Source organism: Caldicellulosiruptor acetigenus (assembly GCF_026914305.1).
In the GTDB taxonomy this organism is placed as follows: Bacteria; Bacillota; Thermoanaerobacteria; order Caldicellulosiruptorales; family Caldicellulosiruptoraceae; genus Caldicellulosiruptor; species Caldicellulosiruptor acetigenus.
In genome coordinates this window covers 674,630-694,351 of sequence record NZ_CP113866.1, presented here as the reverse complement: position 1 = coordinate 694,351, position 19,722 = coordinate 674,630, and the positions used below count along the sequence as shown (strand labels likewise).

Below are 19,722 nucleotides of genomic sequence, written 5' to 3'. Positions count from 1 at the left end.
GATCCTTCTGCCTTCATTTATGACAGAGCCTTAGATTCCCACATCATTTACTCCACTTTAAAGAAATTTTTATCTAAGCACAGTATTCATGTTGTGTTTGGCCTATTAATCAATTAAAAAGTATACGGTATATTTTTCTTGATCAATGTAACAAAGTGGTAAAAAGAATATATCCTCAATCTGACCTTGAGTTGTATATAATAACGGTCCATAACCTCTTTTATCAATTGGTACAATTATCTCTTCTATCTTTCTTTCACCAATATAGATCTTTCTTCTCCTTTCACAAAGTCCTGCTAATACAACAGGACCTATCATGAAAGCTACTTGCTGCGGATCATCTGGCATCGAACAAGTTTCAACTGCTTTGTAGAAAGTAATCTTTATCTTCTCGTTGTTCCATCTTTGCGTTAATTGGATGTATGAAGAATCGTCAGCAGCATAATATGAGTTTCCGTTTATTTCTATTTCTACTTTCTTAGCCCACCAAGGTTTTCTTATTGCAAGCTCAAATTCTACAGGACTCTTACATTGAATCTCTATATATATTTCATCCTTTTCTGCTGTATAGGCAAAACTTCCATGTTTTCTTTCAAAGTATTGAGTTATTGTAATGTCGTTTCCTTTGTCATCTTTCCAAGTTACAGAAGAAGGTATAAACTGGCTTATTACTATCCCATTTTGGCTCTTGTAATAGATTAGATCATTGTAAATAGTATGTGCTTGCACCAACGTCCCATGACAACACCAAAAATCATTTGTTGGTGTTCCCCATCTCTTTTGACTACCTGGCATTAGCGGAAGATAATATGTGACCATTCCATCTTTTAGCCTCTGTTGAGCAAACAATCCATTATAAATATTTCTTTCTATATAATCGCTATATCTCTTATCCCCTGTCCATCTAAACAAGAATTCTGCCAAGCGTATCATATTATAAACTACACAATGCTCTTGATTTGTTGTTCCAAGATAATTTTTTATTTTTTGCTTAGGTGTCCAAACTTCTCCTAACGTCTGTCCCCCTGTGCAAAAATATCCTCGTTCTTCTACTGCTTCTTTCCAATAAGATTCAACTATTTTTCTAAACTTTTCTTCTCCTGTAATTTCCCATACTCTCGCCGCTCCATGTATCTCTGGTATAGTAGTATTTGCATGTTTACCTGTTAATACATCTTCACCCATTAATAATCTGTCAAATAAGCGACCTCTGTAATAACGTTCCATTAAATCTTTATATTTACTGTCTTTTGTTATATCATATAGTTCTGCCCAAATCTCAAGCATACCACCAGTTTCATAATCGAGAATATCGTCCATCTTTTCCCGTGAAAATTGTCCACTCCATCTATAAAACCAATTAGCCCATTTATCTGCTATTTCTAATGCTTTTTGATTTGACGCATACTTATACATATCTACAAGTCCCATAAAGGTTTTATGGACAGTATAGTGTGGTGCCCATACATACTTTCCGCGTGCCATCCACTCAAAATATTTTTCTGGAATGGAACCTACCCATTCTCCACCATTTTCTCTTTGGCATTTCTCTAATTCATTAATAATATAATCTGCCTTTCCTTTTATCTCTTCATCTCCAAAATTTGCATATATTTTTGCTGCTGCTGATAACCAATGTCCCAAAAAATGCCCTCTTAATTGGCATGTTGGTGACTCCCAACCACCATGAATATCTTGTGGCAAAAAACTCCAGCTTACTAATCCAGATTCTAAATAGAAATTCTGAAGTAAGTTTTCAGTTTTTAGAGAAAGCATGTAGTTCCTATTTATCTCAAATCTTCTGTAAAATTCACTCTCATTGTGAAGAGATGCTTTTAAAGGAATTAAAATTTGACCATGTCCCTTCATAACTTTCTCCCCTCTTAATAACATTATTTTTTTGTCTTCTCAAACACTGCATTAAATCAAGAATTTTTTGTTTTTGCTATTAAAAGAATTTTTGGTTGCCACTTTGGCTACTTTACTTAGAGAAATTATCATAAGAGATAACTTTTTCTTCTCCTAGATTTCCTTTTATTTCAATATAACTGTCCTTATACTTTAAAACAACACTTTCTTTAAATCCCAGAATAACTTTTGCTTTCTTAAAAATACCATTCTCCCAATAAATATCAACTGTATGTCCTCCACGTGCTTTTAAACCTTTTATATATCCGCTTTTCCAATCACTCGGAAGTGCAGGTAAAAGTTCAATCGTGTCGTCATATGACTGCATAATCATCTCTGCAATACCAGCAGTCACACCAAAGTTCCCATCAATTTGAAACGGTGGGTGGTTGTCAAGCAAATTGGGCAAAGTTGATTTTTTAAGAAGTTCTAAAATATTTTCATAAGCTTTATCCCCTTCTTTAAGCCTTGCCCAGAAACATATAATCCAAGCCCTGCTCCAACCAGTATGTCCAGAACCATGTTCAAGTCTTCTTTGCAACGTTTTCTTTGCAGCTTTGAAAAGCTGTGGTGTTTTTTCAGGAGTTATCTGGTTTTCAGGATAAAGCCCAAACAAATGAGAAATATGCCTGTGCCCCGGCTCTGCTTCTTCATAATCTTCTATCCACTCTTGAATTTGTCCATGTTTACCTATTTTTATCGACGGATGTTTATTTAATGCATATTCTATTTTTTCAACTATTTCATCATTCAATTCTAATACATCATTAGCTTTTTTTATCTTATCAAAAAGTGCAGTAATTATTTGAATATCCATAGTTGGCATATATGTCAGACTATATACTTCACCATTCAGTTTATACCTATTCTCTGGCGAACAGGAAGGACATGTTACAAGATAGCCGTTTCTATCTTCAATGAGATAATCTAATAAAAACAGCGCTGCTTCCCTCATTAAATAGTAGTATTCTTTCAGAAACTCTAAATCTCCTGTGTATTCATAATGATCCCATATATGAAGACAAAGCCATGCAGCACCCATTGGCCAATATGTTGCAGGGATGTAAATATCCTGCGGTGCAGTATCTCCCCAAATATCTGTGTTATGATGCGCACAAAATCCTCTACATCCATACATTCTCTGGGCAGTAATCTTACCGTTTTCATACATTTTCTCTAGTAAATCAAATAAAGGCATATGACATTCTGAAAGATTACAAACCTCAGCAGGCCAATAGTTCATCTGTAGATTAATATTTATTGTATACTTACTGCCCCAAGGTGGCTTCATCTCTTTGTTCCAAATTCCCTGCAAATTTGGTGGCAGACACCCTGGGCGGCTACTTGATATTAGCAAATATCTTCCAAATTGAAAAAGTAGTACTATTAATTCTTCATCTTTATATCCTTCTTTTAATAATTTAATCCTCTCAGGAGTTGTCAATTCAGTACGTTTGTTAGTATTTGCTGTATCGATATAAAACTCAACTCTGTCAAACAATGATTTATAATCTTCTGTATGCCTCTTATAAAGTTCCTCAAAATCATGTTTAGATACTTGTTCTAATGTTTTCAAACACCAGTTAAAATAATCTCTCTCTTTGTAGCTGGTTGTTGAGGTAATTAAAAGCATAACCTCAGTTGCATTTTTTACAAACAAATTGTCACCAATTGTATAGACATCCCCATCTTTTAATACAGCCTTTAATACAGCAGAAAAAGAAACTCCTCTTCCCTCACCAGCTGAGCATTCAAAAAATATTTTATCATTATCTACTTTACCGCACTTGTCTATGTCTTCTTGATACTCACGTCTAAATTTTGCTCTCAGAGATACTGCCCCTTTTTTGCTACAGCATATCTTTACTACAATCACCTTATCTGGATAAGAAGAAAAGTAAATCTTTTCATATCTGATATCATCTACATCAAATTCAACTTTACAAGTAGCATTTGAAATATCAAGATATCTGGTATATTTTTCAACTTTATCTGTCTCAATCCCTTCAAAATATATATCAAGGTAACCTAGCGGTTCATAATTTCCTTCGCTATGGGGTGTTCCAGAAAGAGCAAAAACAGAAAGCTCTTCAGCTCTTTTTATATTGCCTTCTAAAATGCTTTTTCGTATCTCATGTAAATATTTTAATGCATCAGGATTTTCTCTTCTTCGAGGACCACATGACCAAATACTTTCTTCATTTAATTGGATGGTCTCATATTCAACTCCACCATAAATCATAGCACCCAAGCTTCCATTACCTATTGGAAGTGCCTCTTCCCAACAGCTTGCTGGTTTATCGAAAATTATTTTTAAACTTTGCGAATTCATAATGACACCTCTTTAAAAATTTTTTGAACCTATTCGGTATATTTTTTACTTATAGTTAATTGTTATAGCCACCACTGAATGTGGAAGTATATCAAATTCAAATTTAACTGCTTCTTCACTTATTCTTTCACAAGAAATTTGTTCTTTTTTAATTTCTGAAACTTTTATTAATTCTTCTATTTGTTCTTTTGTAAGATATTCGGGGCTGCCCATCTCAACCCACTTTCTCTTTGGATTTGCATTATATTCATCAATCCTTTCTATAACTACTGTATGACAATTTTTCAAACCTTCAACTATTACTTTTATATTTTCAGTTTTTATAGGTGATAAGGGAACATTATGGTTTGAAACTATTAACACTATTTTTTCACCATCATTTGCTGCAACACAATCAATAGTTTCACTCTCCTCATCCGTTTTTATTTCCACTCTTTCTCCATTCAATTTATTCAAGATTTGAAACGCTCTGTATGACGGTTTTGGTATACCGTGAATATTCAAAAGTCCAAACCCTCCATGGAAAGGTAATGAACTCTGACCACATTCCTCAAATATGTCTGTGAACGTCCAGTATGAATAACAGCCCAGTGGCAAATCAACAATATCTATTATGGTCTTTACAATAAATGCTGCATCATATGGAATGTCATGATACGGATCACGCGGACTTGGCGAGTTGTTCCATTCAGTATAATAAACAGGCAAAGGATATGCTTCACTCAAAGCCTTCTTTACCCTGTCAGCAAGTTCTCCTCTCTTTGCCTTTGCCATAGCCTCTTCCATGTTCGAACTTGTGCTGAACGCTAAATCTGTTGGATACTGGTGTGTTGAAATAAAATCTATCGGTACACCGTTCTTTGTACAAAACTCTTTTAGCTCTGGAATCCATGCATCTATTGCTGATGCAGGTCCTCCTACTTTCAGCTCAGAATCCACTTTCTTGATTGCAAACGCCGCATGTTTGTAAAGCTCAAAATACTCTTCCATTGTCCCTGCCCAGAAAAAGTCCTTCAAATTTGGTTCATTCCATACCTCAAAAAACCATTCTCTTACTTCATTCTTCCCATACCTTTTTACAAGATGTCTTGCAAGCTCTTCAATAAGCTGTCCCCACTCTTCATATGATTTTGGTGGAGTTATATTGCCTTTGTAATGAAAAACTGTCTTTGTACCAGATGCTAAAGCCTCAGGCATAAAACTCAGTTCTATGAAAGGCTTCATTCCAATATCCAGTAAAAAGTCAATTATAGAATCCATGTTGAAAAATGAAAACCAGAGTTTGCCTTCATCATTTCTAAAACAAACACTCATATCATCGTTAAGCCAGCCATGAAATCTGACATACTCAAAACCAAGCTCTTGCCTGCATTTTCTTAGCTGATTTCTCCAATCTTCCCTCAGCGCAGTTGCAGCGTGACAGCTACCTACACATTTTGTCCAGAATTTACTTATTTTTCCTAATTTATGTTGTGGAAAAATAGTTATTATCATTTGCTTTTCCCTCCCATTTTATTTAGTTTTTATAATTTTATTATTCTCCCAAGTATTGATTTAGAAAAGCCTTTGTACGTATGATCAAAAATTATTGTTACTGCTTTATCAAATTCTATTTCACCCGTATGCTGTACCATGTACGGATATACTTTAAGTTCAGAACCGGCAACACAATATATAGGCATTTTTTCTAGTGGAAAATAAACATCTTTTAGCATAACAGGACCTTCAATAAATTCTCCTGACCAAAAATCTATCCAATTTCCTTTGGGTAAATAAATGTTTCTTTTACCAGCAGAATTTATGATCGGAGCTACTAAGAAAATATCACCGCAATAAAATTCATCATCAATGTACCAACAATATTCATCATCAGGATGATGAATAAACAATGCTCTTATAAATGGATAACCTGTCTTTGTAACCTTTTCACCCTGCTCAACAAAATATGGTATTAATGCATAACGTAATTTCCACCATTCTCTAACAATGTCTGATACATTAGGATAATTATAGGGTTCTCGTGGTGAAGCCCCATGATATCGAATATGAGAAGTAAATACTGCAACCTGAGTCCAGCGAACATAAATATCATCATCTGGCCAATTATTCATAAAATCTGGAAGGCCGTGAAATCCAGGAACATCATGACTCCAAAAACCAAAGCCTGATACACCAAGATGTAAACCACCTCGAATTGTGGCTGCCAAACCGTCCCATGTACTGCTACTATCACCACCCCAATGAACTGGATATCGTTGACATCCTATCCAGCCTGCTCTTGCCCATATAATAGCTTGGTCTTTCCCTTTAACTTTTTCTGTGATTTCAAAGGCTGCCTTTTGATAAAGTAAAGAGTAAAGATTATGTAACTTCTTTGGTTCCATTGAAAAATATTCCGCATTCATATCTATGTTTTCGCCAAAATCAGTTTTAATAACATCTACACCTAAATCAAATAAGTTTTTCAACAAATTTTGATACCACTCCACTGCTTTTGGATTTGTAAAATCAATTACTCCTCTGTATTCTACATCTCCAAAATTAGATGTACCTTCTTCAGGCTTATTAGTTAATTTAGAAATAAACTTATTTTCTACTGCTACATTATAATGTTTTGTTTCTGCCGCAACATGAGGAAGTTGCCAAACTGAAATTTTGAACCCCATTTCATGCATGTTTCTGATATACTCCTGGGGATTAGGAAATCTTTCTTCATCAAACTCCCAATCACACTGCCAATCTTTTTTAAACCATCCAGTATCTAAATGAATTACATCACAAGGAAATTTATTTTCTCTTAATTTTTTGGCAACATCAAAAGTCTCTTCAGCAGAAAAATAAGACATCCTACTCATCCATATTCCATATGACCAAACAGGCACCTTACGAGGAAAACCTGTAATTCTTCTATAGTTATAAATAATTCTTTCAGGTTCTCCTCCACCTATGAAAAATAAATCCAACACATCATCCTCTATTAAAGCTTGCACTGCTCTTGTTGATATATCAGCTAATGAAAGTCTTACGTGAGCAGATGTCATTATAAGTAACCCATAACCTTTACTCGATATATAAAACGGAACATTTTTATATGCTCTCCGATTATTAACTCCTAAAGCATCGTTATTCTCTAAAATTATTGTTTTCCCGGAAAGATTCATAGGAGCAAACCTTTCTCCTGTTCCAGCAAATTTTTCATTATATTCTGAGTGAAGCGCAAAAACACACCTATCCGCTTTTCCATCACGTTCTACATATCCTAAACTCACAGATTCCACAATACCGGGTGTAAATGTATCATTAGCCATAAAAGGTATTGCTACTATTCCATCAGGGAAAATAGTAGCATCAAAAAAATATTGTGGTTCGGGATGCAAATTACTCCATTTCCTTGTTGGTTTTTTAACGTTATTTACTCTCATCCTTACAACTTTATTATCATCTATTATATCCCATCCATTCTTATTTTTTGTTACATAAAGTTTTACCTGCTTTAACGATGGATCCCATTCTATCATGGGATTATTACTATCTTCTATGAACCTTCCACTAAAAGAAATAGAACATCTAACAATAGCATCACCATACGCTTTAATTTCCATATAATAATATTTCTTTTCTTTTGTTGCATCTGGAACAAACACTTCTTTCTTTTGAGCTTGAAAAGGTATTTTTATAATCACAGAACCATCACATTGCTCATATACTTCTTCAGCCATTTCAGCAATCCATAAAATATCATTTTGGGCTTCAGGTAAATCAAAATCTAACATGTCATACTTAAAAGAATTTTTTTGTTTCATCTCTTCTATGCCTCCTCGATATTCTTTAAAATTAAGCAGGGGCTTTAAACCCCTGCTTAATTTTAAAATTACATACCTTTTTTCTTTGCCAAATCTTTCAAATGGTTCTGATACATAACTTTTCTTACCTGCTCTAAACCTGCATTCTTCATTTCTTTCAATGCACTTTCATAAGCCTTCTTAAAGGTATTATCATCTTTAGCTAATACCATCTGTACAAGATATTTGTTCCATATATTTTTGATTTTCGCATAAGAAACTCCTTCTTTAGTAGTTGGATCTGGGTCAAGATTATCAAGACCTAGATTCCAAATATCTACACCATAACGTGCAACTGATCTTAAGTAATCTTCATATTCTTTAGGTGCCATTGCTATTCTCTGCCATCCTGCCCATTTTGATCTCCACATTAATAATCTTCTTTCAAATCCATACTTAGTATCTAAGCTTGCTGGATTATCCTGTAATTCTTTCAAAACTTCTGGTTTATATCTTGGCATTCCATTTTTATCAATATAATACGTAACGTCTTTTTTGCCAAATAGATTTGTTAGTTGTCCTTCATCAGACCAACTATATTCAAAATATCTAATTATTCTTCCTGGATTCTTGGCGTTTTTCGTTACCATAGAACCAACCCAACCTGCTCCTCTACCGCCCGCAAATTGAGGATTCTTGCCTTTATATTTAAAATAAGGTAATGGCATATATGTCTTACCTTCATCTTTAGTAAGTTTTAGAATTTTTGGATTATGTTGCTTCCAAATATCTATTGGGAATCGGGCTATAACGGCATATTTGGCTGATTCTACTAAATCTTGATAATTCTCATGTTTCATCATCAATTCATATGATGTGATTAAACCTTCCCTATAAATTTTATTCAAAAATCTTACAGCCTCAATAAAATTCTGATTTTCAAAAATAAATTTTATATTTCCTTTTGCATCAAGATAAACGTCTCTTCCATATGTCTCTGGTGCAAAAATCCCTGCAAAAAATGCTAAAGTTAAGCTACCCGTAAGTCCCCACTGATTTACATCAATTGGAGGTTCTATTGCAAATGGTTTTAAATTAGGATATTTTTTCTTTATTGTCCTTAACAAATTAATCAAATCATCTGGTGAATTAATTTTTGGATTTCCTAAAGCTTTATATATTCCTCTTTGAATAAACAATGGCCTTGCATTATGCTTTTCCAAACCTTGTTCGTATTCTTCTTTGGTAGTGAAAAATGATGGAATATAATAAAGCTTACCGTCATCAAATTTATGATATTCTTTTACTTCTTTTGGTATCATGTCCCAAAATTCTGGTGCATATTTTTGACACAATTCGTTCACCGAATATATTTTTCCTGCCTTAATAAGTCTTTTTGTTTCTGGAGCATACCATTCAAGTACCATAGCATCAGGTAAATTATTAGAAGCAATCATAACGTTAAGATACTGTTTTTCATCCCCTGTAGGCACAATAATATTTGGAGTAACTCCCGTTGCCTCAGTAATCCACTTTTCTACGAGAGCACCATTCCAACGATAAAATGAACCCCATGCGCCGAAAAAATACAAATCAAATTTAAAAGGCGATGTATCTTTTTGCCAAGAATACTTTACTTTTGCACCCTGTGTCGCAGTTTTACTAGATGAAGCTGCTTTAACTTCATTTTTATAAACATATCCAATGGAGACTAAAGAAACTATTAAAGCGAAAACTATAAGTATTGAAATTACTTTGAAATACCTTTTATTCATTTTTCCTCCTCCTTCTTTTTCTTTAAATTGTTAATTTTTAGATTATGTTATTTAATCTTTTCCTACTCCGCTAAAACAAACATTAAGCGTTTTATTATAAACCACCAAATTAAGACGAATCGTTTAGCCACATATTTATAATCACCTCCTCAAACAAAACTATCAATCAAAAAATGAACCTGTAAATCTAATCCTTCAAAGCACCTATCATTATGCCTTTAACAAAATACTTCTGAAGAAATGGATACACTATCGTTATAGGAAATGTAGTAACTACCATAGTAGTCAGTCTTATAGACGTGGATGTTATACCTGTTGTTGAAACAAATCTCGCTGCTTCTGCACTTGCAGTAGCTGACTGAATAGCCCTAACTAAATATAATGGTAATGTTTCTAATTTTCCTTCTCCATATAACAACGCATCAAACCAAGAATTCCAATGCCATACACCATTAAACAAAGCAATTGTAGCAAGTATAGGTAAACTCAAAGGAAGAATCAATTTAAAAAAGATTATAATATCATTTGCCCCATCTATTTTGGCAGACTCTTCTATTTCGACAGGTATTCCTTTAAAAAATGAATACATAATAAACGCATTATAAGCATTGAACAAATTAGGAATAATAAAAACAAGAAAGTTGCCTGCTAAATTTAAAAAACGCGTTATAAGTAAATATGTAGGGATTAATCCTCCACTGAAGTACATTGTTATTATCGCCATTTTTATAAATAAATTCCTTCCTATTAACCATTTCCTTGAAATACCATATGCAAATGCAGCAGTAAATAAAACAGCAGCTGCGCTTCCTATTATTGTTCTTGCAACTGTTATAAACGCCGCATTTAAAATAGCTTTTTCTTGAAAAATATATATGTAATTAACCACTGAAAATTTTCTTGGCCATAGATATACAGGGCCTTTTAATAAATCTATAGGATCATTAAAGGAAGAAATTATAATGTAATAAAACGGATATAATGTAATTATTACTACTATAAACATAAACAAATTATTTAAAACATCGAAAATAATATCGCCAGTACTTTTCCTTCTAATTCTCACTTTTACTCCTCCTTACTGCATCTATTAATATAAACTTTCGCCCGTAAGCTTTTTAGATATTGAATTAGCCCAAACTAATAAAACAACTGCAGCCACTGATCTAAACAACCCTACTGCTGTAGCATATGAAAATCTAGATAAAACAATACCTATCTTAAATGTATAAGTGTCAATAATCTCAGTAGCATCTTGAATTGCTCCATTCGATAAAAGATACATTTGTTCAAACATCCCATAATTAGTCATTATTCCTGCAATATTAAATATTAGTAATATAATAATGGTAGGTTTTATTGATGGTAAAGTAACATACCTTATTCTGGCAAATCGACCTGCCCCATCAACTATTGCAGCTTCAAACAATGTTGGATCTATATTTGTAATAGCTGCAATAAATATTATTGCATTCCAACCAAATGACTTCCATAAATTACTCAACACTACTATAGGTGGAACAAAGTCAGGTGTTACAAGAAATGGTATCGGTTTATCAATTATATGAAGTTTAAGCAACACATCATTTACAATACCATTATCCGCCAAGATAATATAAATGTAACCAATAACAAAAACCCAAGAAATAAAGTATGGCAAATAACTAACCGTCTGCACAAATCTTTTATACCACATATTTGGTATTTCATTTAATAAAATAGCAAATAAAATTGCAAAAGGAAAACCAACTATTAAATTTAATACACTATAATAAATTGTATTCCACAATGCTTGCCAAAAATATTTGTCTGTAAACATTTCTTTAAAATTATCTATTCCTACCCACTTACTTTCTAAAAATCCTTTTAAAGGGCCTAAAAAAGGATCATATTCTTTAAAAGCTATAATCAAACCTAGCATTGGTAAATAATTAAAAATTATCATCCATAAAACTACGGGTAATACTAATATCATAATATAACGTTGAGCCCATATATTTTTCCAATTAATTTTTCTTCTATTCCAGATTGAAGATTCCATAATTATATCTCCTTTCATTTGCAATATTGTTAGCATGAAAATAGATTAATTCTGTTTTTATTAATAGTCATACCTTGTTAAGCATGATTGGTAAATAAACATTGTTTTCTATAACCTCTGCCACAGACTGTGCTAATTTTCATGTTTGTTCCTCTAATGATTCTCTTACACCACCATATCTGCCATCTATAGTAGGACTAATTCCAACTTTGGGATAGTCTTCAACAAAACGTTTTTCGCCAATGTCAATTGTGTATTTATCATTTTTATTTTGCAAGTCATAACACCCTCTTTCATAAGGTATTTGAGATATTTGATGTTAGATTTGCTTGCGCTGCTAAGGAACTACATGAAAAATCTTTCTCGATCCACTTTTTTTAAATCTCATTCTCTTTAACTGCCCGAGATGTGTGTCACTCTCACGAAACGTTTTATATTTAACTTAAACACAACATTTGTTTTTCTATTTAAAATTATAATCAATCATTTTTTAAAAGTCAAGCATATTTTATAATTTGTTATTAAAAAATTCTATCTTGCAGTTTTGTCATAACGCTATTTATATAAATAATTAACTTTTGTTTTGATGAATTGCCCAAAAGCATAAAATTTATTGTTGAGAATTATTGCTTAAATTATAAAATTCAAAAAAATTCAAACGCCTTTTATTTTTTTACAGCATAAACATAACTGTCTATGACTTCCCCTATTTTATCTAATATTAGCTCGGTCGCACCATTTTTTAAATCTTTTTTTCTCATCTTTTGGTACTGATAGGGAAAATACTGACTAATAAGCCAAGGTGGAATTTTAACATTCTCTAAATTTCCAATAAGAGAATAAACAGCACTTTTCACACTCTCGTTTTCAAAATAGTATCTCCATCTGTCAAGATAGCTATATAGAAGCTTTAACTTAATTAATTTATCATTTTCATCAAAATATTTACTCCAGTGATCTTTGCATGTTAGCATAGTATTCAATAAAACTTCTCTAAACCTTGACAGTTTCTCCTTTTCATTGCAATAAATTTCTTCTTCAATATGACTAAGGGCTACTAATGCCTCACGCAACGCAAATGTTAGAGCAGGACCAACCTTTAAAATTACAATACCACATTCGACCATTCTTTTTAAGTTTTCCTTTGTCTGATAATCTGTAGAATGCCCTTCAAATACTATATTGTACTTTCCCAAAAGCTCTTTTAGCGGCCTTACTTTTTCCATATCAAAATCAACAATTTCATCGCTCCCAAATTCGACTCCAAAATTTGCAACAACGGCAACTACATAATCGAATATATGTTCAATTCCTTCCTTTTTAAATGCTTCTTTGAAATATTCTAAACTTCTTTCTAATTCCTCTTTAGTAGTAATTGTTTGACAGATAGAAGACTCTCCGCCGGGAGGTGGTACATCAGCTCCTATCACATAAACAGGTCTTGTAATATGAGTATTGTTTATAGAAATCTTCTCAAAACACTCCTCCGCAATCCTGCAGAGCACAGCAGTTCTTTTAGCAATTATTTCATCATCTATGCTGTTTTCACCTTTTAAAGGCATACTTGTGTCAATGTGAATTTTGGTAAAACCTGCTTTTATGTATTCTTTTATCATTTGCTTAGCATACTCCATTGCAATTTCTGGTTCCTGGTCACGCCACACAAATGGTCCAAGATGGTCCCCACCAAGAATTATTCTGTCAGGTGGAAAATCAACTTTTTGAGCAATTTTGATAACCTTTTTTTTAAACTGAGATGGTGTAAGCCCAGAATATCCACCAAATTGATTTACCTGGTTTGCGGTAGACTCAATAATAATTGGTAGATTTGTATCCTTCATTCTTTTCAAAACTGCTTCTAAGACTATTTCATTTGAAGAACAAACTGAAATAATACCCTTAAATCCTTTTTCCCTATTTTTAAATAAATCTAACAATAGATTTTGAGGACTCATCTAAAATTCGCCTCTTTTTTATCTATTCATCACTTCTTTTAATCTTTCATAGATTTCTAAATATTGCTCATAATATCTCGAATAAAGCTTATAATTATCAAAGGATGGTGAATAAATTGCCTTTGACTTCACTATTTCTTTTATAGTCTTAAAGATATCTTTAAATATTCCTATACCGTATCCTGCTAATACTGCTGCACCGAGTGTTGTTGCATTATCCGATATTGGCACCTCAATGATTTTGCCAGTTACATCAGATTTTATCTGACACCACAGTTTGCTATTTGCTGCTCCTCCAACAGCATAAAGCCTATTAATTTTAACGCCACTCTCTTCTGCAACTTCTAAATTATGTCTCAGCGCATATGCACACCCTTCCATAATGGACCTTACAAAATGAGCCTTCGTTTTTTTATAACTCACTCCATAGAAAATACCCTTTGCGTTTCTGTCCCAGATAGGAGACCTCTCCCCTGCCATATATGGCAAGAATATAAGGCCTTCTGCTCCACAAGGAATCCGTTCTGCTTTTTCATCCATGATAGCAAATGGACTTTTATTTTCTCTTTTCGCAGTTTCTGTTTCTTCATAACCAAACTGCTCATAAAACCATCTTAAGCTTCCACCACCAACAGTTCCACCTTGCAAAAGCCATCTTCCCGGTACAACATGGTATGATAAGATAAGCTTTGGATTTGAAACTGGTCTGTCAAGACATATACTCATGCCACCTGCTTGCCCACCTTGTTCTTGCGTTTGCCCCACTTCAACAACACCAGCACCTAAGGTGCAGCAAGCTGCATCTAACCCTCCTGCAACAACAGGTGTGCCTTCCTTTAAACCTGTTATCTCTGCAGCTTCTTTTGATACATACCCTACTACCTGGTGACATGGATAGATTTGTGGTAAAAGTTCAAGGTCAATGCTAAACATATCAGCAGCTTTTTCATCATAGCAGCCTTTTTCCATATTGAAGAAATGATATCCATACCCTTGCGATAAGTCCTGAGAAAAAGAATCTGTAAGTTTAAAAACAATAAAGCTGTTGCTCTGTAAAAACTTATAGGTATTTTTATAAACATCAGGTTTGTTTTCTTTGAACCATAAAATCTTGAGTGTTGAATATGTGGGATTGAGAGGATTTTTGCTCACATCAAAAATGTATTTCTCATCAATTTTTTCTCGAATTTTTTCCAAAATATAAGAAGAACGAGTGTCCATCCAAATTGGTGTATTAGATAAGACATTCCCATTTTTGTCAACAGGAATGCAGGACCAACTCTGCCCTGCAATTCCTATTGATTTTATTTCATCTGGTCTGATATTACTTTTTGCAAACATCTCATTAATTGCGTTGACAACAGCATCCCACCACTCATTGGGATCTTGTTCTACAAACCCTTCTTGAGGAAAGTAAATATTATATGGTTTTGAAGTATCAAAAATGACATTCCCTTCTCTATCAAATACGCTTAGTTTGCAGGCAGAGGTTCCAATATCTATACCCAAAAGCAATTCTCTCATACCCACTTACTCCTTTTTAGTCTCTAAACGATTTTAAATAAAGCTCTTCAAGATCCTTTTCGTCAGGAATTCTTGGATTTACCCTGTTATCAGGAAATTCTATTGCATGTTTTACCAAATCCTTAACGTCTTCTTTCTTTATTCCAAAATCCTCCATTGTGTAATACAGGTTGATTGATTTTAAAAATGAAACAATTTCCTGTTTCAAAGCATAGGCTGCTTCTTTGTCAGATACTTTCTCAAGCTCAGGATTAAAAATTCTTGCCACTTTTGCAAACCTTTCTATAGCCCAGTCCACTGTATAATCTAAAAATGCAGGGTAAACCACTGCCAAGCTCTGACCATGACTTACATGCGGGAAATGACCGCCAATTGCCTGACCTAAGGCATGTGGAATTGTCGTCCCAACATTTGCCAAACAACATCCTGCTAAAGTATCTGCCCAGGCCATCTTTGTTCTTGCCACAAGGTCACCTGGATTGTCATAAGCTTTTTTCAAATATTTAATAACAATTTCAATTGCCTCAAGTGCCAACATATCTACATATGGCTGATTATTTACATTTATGTATGACTCAAAGCAATGTGTAAACACATCAAACCCTGTTGATGCAGTGACAGCAGGAGGAACAGTTAAAGTAAGCTCTGGATCTACAATTGCAACCTTGCATATTATATTGTCACTTGCAATTGCTGATTTGCATTTTTCTTCTGTGTTTGTCAACACAGAGACTCTTGATGTTTGCGTGCCTGTTCCTGCTGTTGTTGGAACTCCAATTATAGGCAGTGTTTTTTCTGTAGGTTCTTTTTTAAAATAAAGATAATCCCATGCAGTTCCTTCATGGGTTGCTGCAACTGCTATTGCTTTTGCTGTGTCAATTGCACTTCCCCCACCAATGCCTATTACAAAATCAACTTTCTCTTTTTTTGCAACCTCTGCACCTTCTTGGATTGAGTCAAGCGTGGGATTTGGAATAACATGATCAAATACAATGGTTTCAATACATTCGGAATGAAGGCTATCTAACATCTCTTGACACTGCTGAGACAAAAACTTTTCTACATTCGGATCAACAACAACTAAAACCTTTTTCCCAAAACGTTTCGCCCAAATACCAAGCTCTTTTCGTCTGCCCACTCCAAATATTATTCTGGTGGGCTGATAGTAATTAAAACTTTTGATCATTTTATATTCCTCCTTATATAATTTTTTGAATATATTAACTTAAAATAATTACTTTGCCTTTCACATTCTCCGGACTTTTAAATAACTCAAATGCTTCTTTGATATCTTTTAGATGAAAGGTTTTGTATATCAACTTATTGCTGAACTTCAAGCGTTTATCTGAAAAATACTGTGAGGTCAACTCCCATTCAATGCCTGGAAAAGGGGCACTATATGACATCCAAGAACCTGTAAGATGAAACTCTTTTCTATTAATTTTTTCAAATAGATGAGGTGAGAAAACAACATCCTTTGTAGGTGTACCAATAAGACAAACACAACCTTTATTTGAAACAAATTCGAAAGAGAATTTTATTGTCTCAGTACTACCTGCTGTTTCAAATACATATCCAAAACCTCTGCCTTTTGTGAGTTCACTTATCTTTTCTGTAAACTTTTCTTCAGTTGCATTTACCACAAAATCTGCTCCAAACTCTTCTGCAAGTTTTAATCTTTCATCTTTGATATCAACAACACAGATGCGTCTTGCTCCCATTATTCTTGCCCACTGTAACGTAAAAATCCCAATTGTTCCAGCACCTAAAACTAAAACATCTTCGCCACCTTTAAAATCAACACACCTAAGTCCATGTAAAGCTACAGTTGATGGTTCAAAAAAGACAGCCTGTTCAAAAGGGATACTTTCATCAAATTTTATAGCATTTCTTGCAGGAATCGCTATGTATTCGGCAAAACTCCCTTGCCTTCTTGATCCAATAAAACTGTAGTTTTTGCATTGCGAATACCAACCCTTTTGACAATCACTGCACTTAAAACATGGCAATAACGGAGCACCCACCACTCTGTCGCCAATTTTAAGATTTTTAACGTTTTTGCCAACCTCTACAATTTCACCAGAAAATTCATGTCCTAATATGATAGGATAAAAATGTGCCGCATCACCCAATACTCTTGGAATGTCAGACCCACATATGCCACTTGCCCTCACTTTTACAAGAACCTCATCCTCAGTTATTTTAGGAACTTCAACCTCTTCATATCTGATATCACCTTTTGCGTGTAAAACTGCCGCTTTCATTTTTAAAACATTCGCTCCTTTTTGTTGACTTTTTCATAAATTTTATTGTGAAATACTAATACTATTAATTGTGTTCTTTACATATGCCTTTATCTCATCAATTGAACTGTCCATAATTGGCCTTATATCTGGTTTAGATAAATTTTCTAATGATTTTTTTATTGCATTTATCTGTGTTAGCATTACTTCTGTGCCAAAATTCAACTTTTTAATTCCACTTTGAATAGACTTCCTTAACTGTTCAGCTGTAAGCCCGCTGCAACCATGCATAACAAGTTTTGATTTAATTGAATTAGAAATTTCATTGATAAGATCATACCTTAAGGAGGGCGTTCCCTCATAAAGTCCATGCTTTGTCCCAACACTAACCGCTAAAAAATCAACCTCAGTCTCTTCTGAAAACTTCTTGGCATCCTCTACTTTTGTGTATACAATAGCACTTGTGGGGCCATCTTCTTCCTTCCCATATATAGCATTTATTTCGCCCTCAACTGTAATCCCATATCTGTGAGCTTTTTTTACAACTTCGTAAGTTTTCTTAATATTTTCATCAAAAGAGAGTGATGAACCATCAAACATTACTGAAGAAAAACCTAAATTAATTGCTTTTTCAACAAGCTCAATATTCTTTGCATGGTCTAAATGAATGACAAACGGAGTATGCAGCTTTTCAGCTTTTGATTTTGCTAAGTTGAACATTACCTCAAGTCCATATTTTAAAGCAGTTTTTTGAGAAATCATTAAAACAACAGGAGTTTGAAGCTCATCAGCAGCAGCTACAATTCCATACAATTGTTCGACATTTACAAAGTTGAAAGAACAAATTGCTGTTTTTACAAAACCATAGTCAAAAGCATCTTTCAAAGAGATAATAGCCACTTCTTTTCACTTCCTTTTTTAATGAATAATCAATAACTAAACGTTTTACTTTTAATAAATACAAAACGATAAACGTTTAGCTTTATATTAGAATAACATTAAACAAATATATCTGTCAATACCCAAAAAGGATTTTAAAAAAACCAGCCTCATTTGATTAAATCCAAAAGGAACAGAATTATTAGCCTATTTTTTTGATTGAATTCTTTATCAAAACTTGTGCATTCAACTTTTTTTGCAAAGGAAAATCACTTTTATCCCCTTTTAATCTCTTCAATAGCAATCTTGCAACAGACTCTCCTATCTCTTCCATTGGCTGGACCACAAGAGATAATGATGGCTTTACTATCCTTGCCATTTCTAAATTATCAAAGCCTATAACTGACAGCTCATCAGGGACTTTTATATCTTTTTCATTTATAGCAATAATAGCACCAAGAGTCATCTCATAATTTGTAACAAAAACAGCAGAAGGAGGATTTTGGATTTCAAGTAATTCAATCATTTTTTTATAACCTGATTCCATATTATGAAATTCTCCAAACTTTATATATTCTTCATTTAGAGGTATGTTAAAATTAGTATGAGCTTGCACATAGCCATTCAACCTTTCTTGAGCAGTATAGATATTCTGCGGCCCACATATTATTCCAATTTTTTTGTGCCCCATTAAAATCAACTTTTCAACTGCTTGATATGAAACTTCAAAATTGTTCACAAGTATTGTATCACACTCAAAGTCTTCAATTGGTCTGTCCACTGCTACAATTGGAATGTCCCTTTTTATAATCTTTTTAATATCGCTTCCTTTCAAATATGTGGGAACAACCACTAATGCATCAACTCTTTTTTTATAAAGAAAATCTAACCTTTCCTTTTCTAACTTTTTATCATCTCTGTAATCACATACAACAACACTATAACCAGTTTCAAGCAAGACATTTTCTAACGAAGATACAATTGTATTAAAGAAAACTTCAAAAACAGGAATCAAAACTCCAATTGTCATTGTCTTGTTAGTTCTGAGTCCTCTTGCAATTTCATTCACTTCAAAATCCAACGCTTTTATTGCCTCTTCAATAAGAATCCTATTTTTTTCTAACACATTACCACCATTGAGATACTTTGATATAGTTGCTATTGAAAGTCCTGTATACCTTGCTATATCTTTTATTGTAGCTGGAATCTTAACCACCCCTCTCGTACTGAATTTTCGGCCATATTCTTTATTGTTTATTTTACCATCTTGTCTTTACTCTTTT

At 33.5% G+C, this 19,722-nt stretch carries 14 protein-coding genes; all 14 read right to left on the bottom strand.

Features of this window, described 5'->3' with window-relative positions:
- Positions 1 to 105: 105 nt before the first annotated feature.
- A complete protein-coding gene (locus OTK01_RS03270) occupies positions 106 to 1,869 on the bottom strand; it encodes a beta-L-arabinofuranosidase domain-containing protein (RefSeq protein WP_029229179.1) in 1,764 nt (587 codons plus the stop codon).
- A gap of 112 nt (positions 1,870 to 1,981) precedes the next feature.
- Complete coding sequence (locus OTK01_RS03265) at positions 1,982 to 4,240, bottom strand: glycoside hydrolase family 95 protein (RefSeq protein ID WP_029229180.1); 2,259 nt, start codon at positions 4,238 to 4,240, stop codon at positions 1,982 to 1,984.
- Positions 4,241 to 4,285: 45 nt separating this feature from the next.
- Complete coding sequence (locus tag OTK01_RS03260; protein WP_029229181.1) at positions 4,286 to 5,734, bottom strand: GH39 family glycosyl hydrolase; 1,449 nt, start codon at positions 5,732 to 5,734, stop codon at positions 4,286 to 4,288.
- 29 nt (positions 5,735 to 5,763) lie between these two features.
- Positions 5,764 to 8,043, bottom strand: coding sequence for a glycoside hydrolase family 31 protein (locus OTK01_RS03255; RefSeq protein ID WP_029229182.1), 2,280 nt, complete (start codon positions 8,041 to 8,043; stop codon positions 5,764 to 5,766).
- Positions 8,044 to 8,111: 68 nt separating this feature from the next.
- Positions 8,112 to 9,797 (bottom strand): type 2 periplasmic-binding domain-containing protein, encoded by a 1,686-nt coding sequence (locus OTK01_RS03250; protein ID WP_029229183.1) that lies wholly within the window; start codon positions 9,795 to 9,797, stop codon positions 8,112 to 8,114.
- A 187-nt stretch (positions 9,798 to 9,984) separates the two neighbouring features.
- Complete coding sequence (locus OTK01_RS03245) at positions 9,985 to 10,863, bottom strand: carbohydrate ABC transporter permease (RefSeq protein ID WP_029229184.1); 879 nt, start codon at positions 10,861 to 10,863, stop codon at positions 9,985 to 9,987.
- Between the two features lie 24 nt (positions 10,864 to 10,887).
- Entirely contained in the window at positions 10,888 to 11,838 is a 951-nt protein-coding gene (locus tag OTK01_RS03240) for an ABC transporter permease (RefSeq protein ID WP_029229185.1), read from the bottom strand.
- 139 nt (positions 11,839 to 11,977) lie between these two features.
- Entirely contained in the window at positions 11,978 to 12,115 is a 138-nt protein-coding gene (locus tag OTK01_RS03235) for a hypothetical protein (protein WP_156844456.1), read from the bottom strand.
- Between the two features lie 388 nt (positions 12,116 to 12,503).
- Complete coding sequence (locus tag OTK01_RS03230; protein WP_029229186.1) at positions 12,504 to 13,793, bottom strand: class II D-tagatose-bisphosphate aldolase non-catalytic subunit; 1,290 nt, start codon at positions 13,791 to 13,793, stop codon at positions 12,504 to 12,506.
- Between the two features lie 18 nt (positions 13,794 to 13,811).
- Positions 13,812 to 15,317, bottom strand: a complete 1,506-nt coding sequence (locus OTK01_RS03225; RefSeq protein ID WP_029229187.1) for a xylulokinase — start codon at positions 15,315 to 15,317, stop codon at positions 13,812 to 13,814.
- 16 nt (positions 15,318 to 15,333) lie between these two features.
- Positions 15,334 to 16,503: an iron-containing alcohol dehydrogenase gene (locus tag OTK01_RS03220; protein ID WP_029672253.1), complete on the bottom strand. Its 1,170-nt coding sequence runs from the start codon at positions 16,501 to 16,503 to the stop codon at positions 15,334 to 15,336.
- A 34-nt stretch (positions 16,504 to 16,537) separates the two neighbouring features.
- Complete coding sequence (locus OTK01_RS03215) at positions 16,538 to 17,581, bottom strand: galactitol-1-phosphate 5-dehydrogenase (RefSeq protein ID WP_029229189.1); 1,044 nt, start codon at positions 17,579 to 17,581, stop codon at positions 16,538 to 16,540.
- Positions 17,582 to 17,623: 42 nt separating this feature from the next.
- Positions 17,624 to 18,460 carry a class II fructose-bisphosphate aldolase gene (locus tag OTK01_RS03210; RefSeq protein ID WP_029229190.1) on the bottom strand — a complete coding sequence of 279 codons (837 nt, stop codon included), beginning with the start codon at positions 18,458 to 18,460 and terminating at the stop codon, positions 17,624 to 17,626.
- Positions 18,461 to 18,641: 181 nt separating this feature from the next.
- A complete protein-coding gene (locus tag OTK01_RS03205) occupies positions 18,642 to 19,655 on the bottom strand; it encodes a LacI family DNA-binding transcriptional regulator (RefSeq protein WP_029229191.1) in 1,014 nt (337 codons plus the stop codon).
- Positions 19,656 to 19,722: the final 67 nt, after the last annotated feature.

Bases quoted from the DNA above. Each gene is read 5' to 3' on its own strand.
- OTK01_RS03270 (WP_029229179.1), bottom strand. From the start codon at position 1,869: ATGAAGGGACATGGTCAAATTTTAATTCCTTTAAAAGCATCTCTTCAC.
- OTK01_RS03265 (WP_029229180.1), bottom strand. From the start codon at position 4,240: ATGAATTCGCAAAGTTTAAAAATAATTTTCGATAAACCAGCAAGCTGT.
- OTK01_RS03260 (WP_029229181.1), bottom strand. From the start codon at position 5,734: ATGATAATAACTATTTTTCCACAACATAAATTAGGAAAAATAAGTAAA.
- OTK01_RS03255 (WP_029229182.1), bottom strand. From the start codon at position 8,043: ATGAAACAAAAAAATTCTTTTAAGTATGACATGTTAGATTTTGATTTA.
- OTK01_RS03250 (WP_029229183.1), bottom strand. From the start codon at position 9,797: ATGAATAAAAGGTATTTCAAAGTAATTTCAATACTTATAGTTTTCGCT.
- OTK01_RS03240 (WP_029229185.1), bottom strand. From the start codon at position 11,838: ATGGAATCTTCAATCTGGAATAGAAGAAAAATTAATTGGAAAAATATA.
- OTK01_RS03230 (WP_029229186.1), bottom strand. From the start codon at position 13,793: ATGAGTCCTCAAAATCTATTGTTAGATTTATTTAAAAATAGGGAAAAA.
- OTK01_RS03225 (WP_029229187.1), bottom strand. From the start codon at position 15,317: ATGAGAGAATTGCTTTTGGGTATAGATATTGGAACCTCTGCCTGCAAA.
- OTK01_RS03220 (WP_029672253.1), bottom strand. From the start codon at position 16,503: ATGATCAAAAGTTTTAATTACTATCAGCCCACCAGAATAATATTTGGA.
- OTK01_RS03215 (WP_029229189.1), bottom strand. From the start codon at position 17,581: ATGAAAGCGGCAGTTTTACACGCAAAAGGTGATATCAGATATGAAGAG.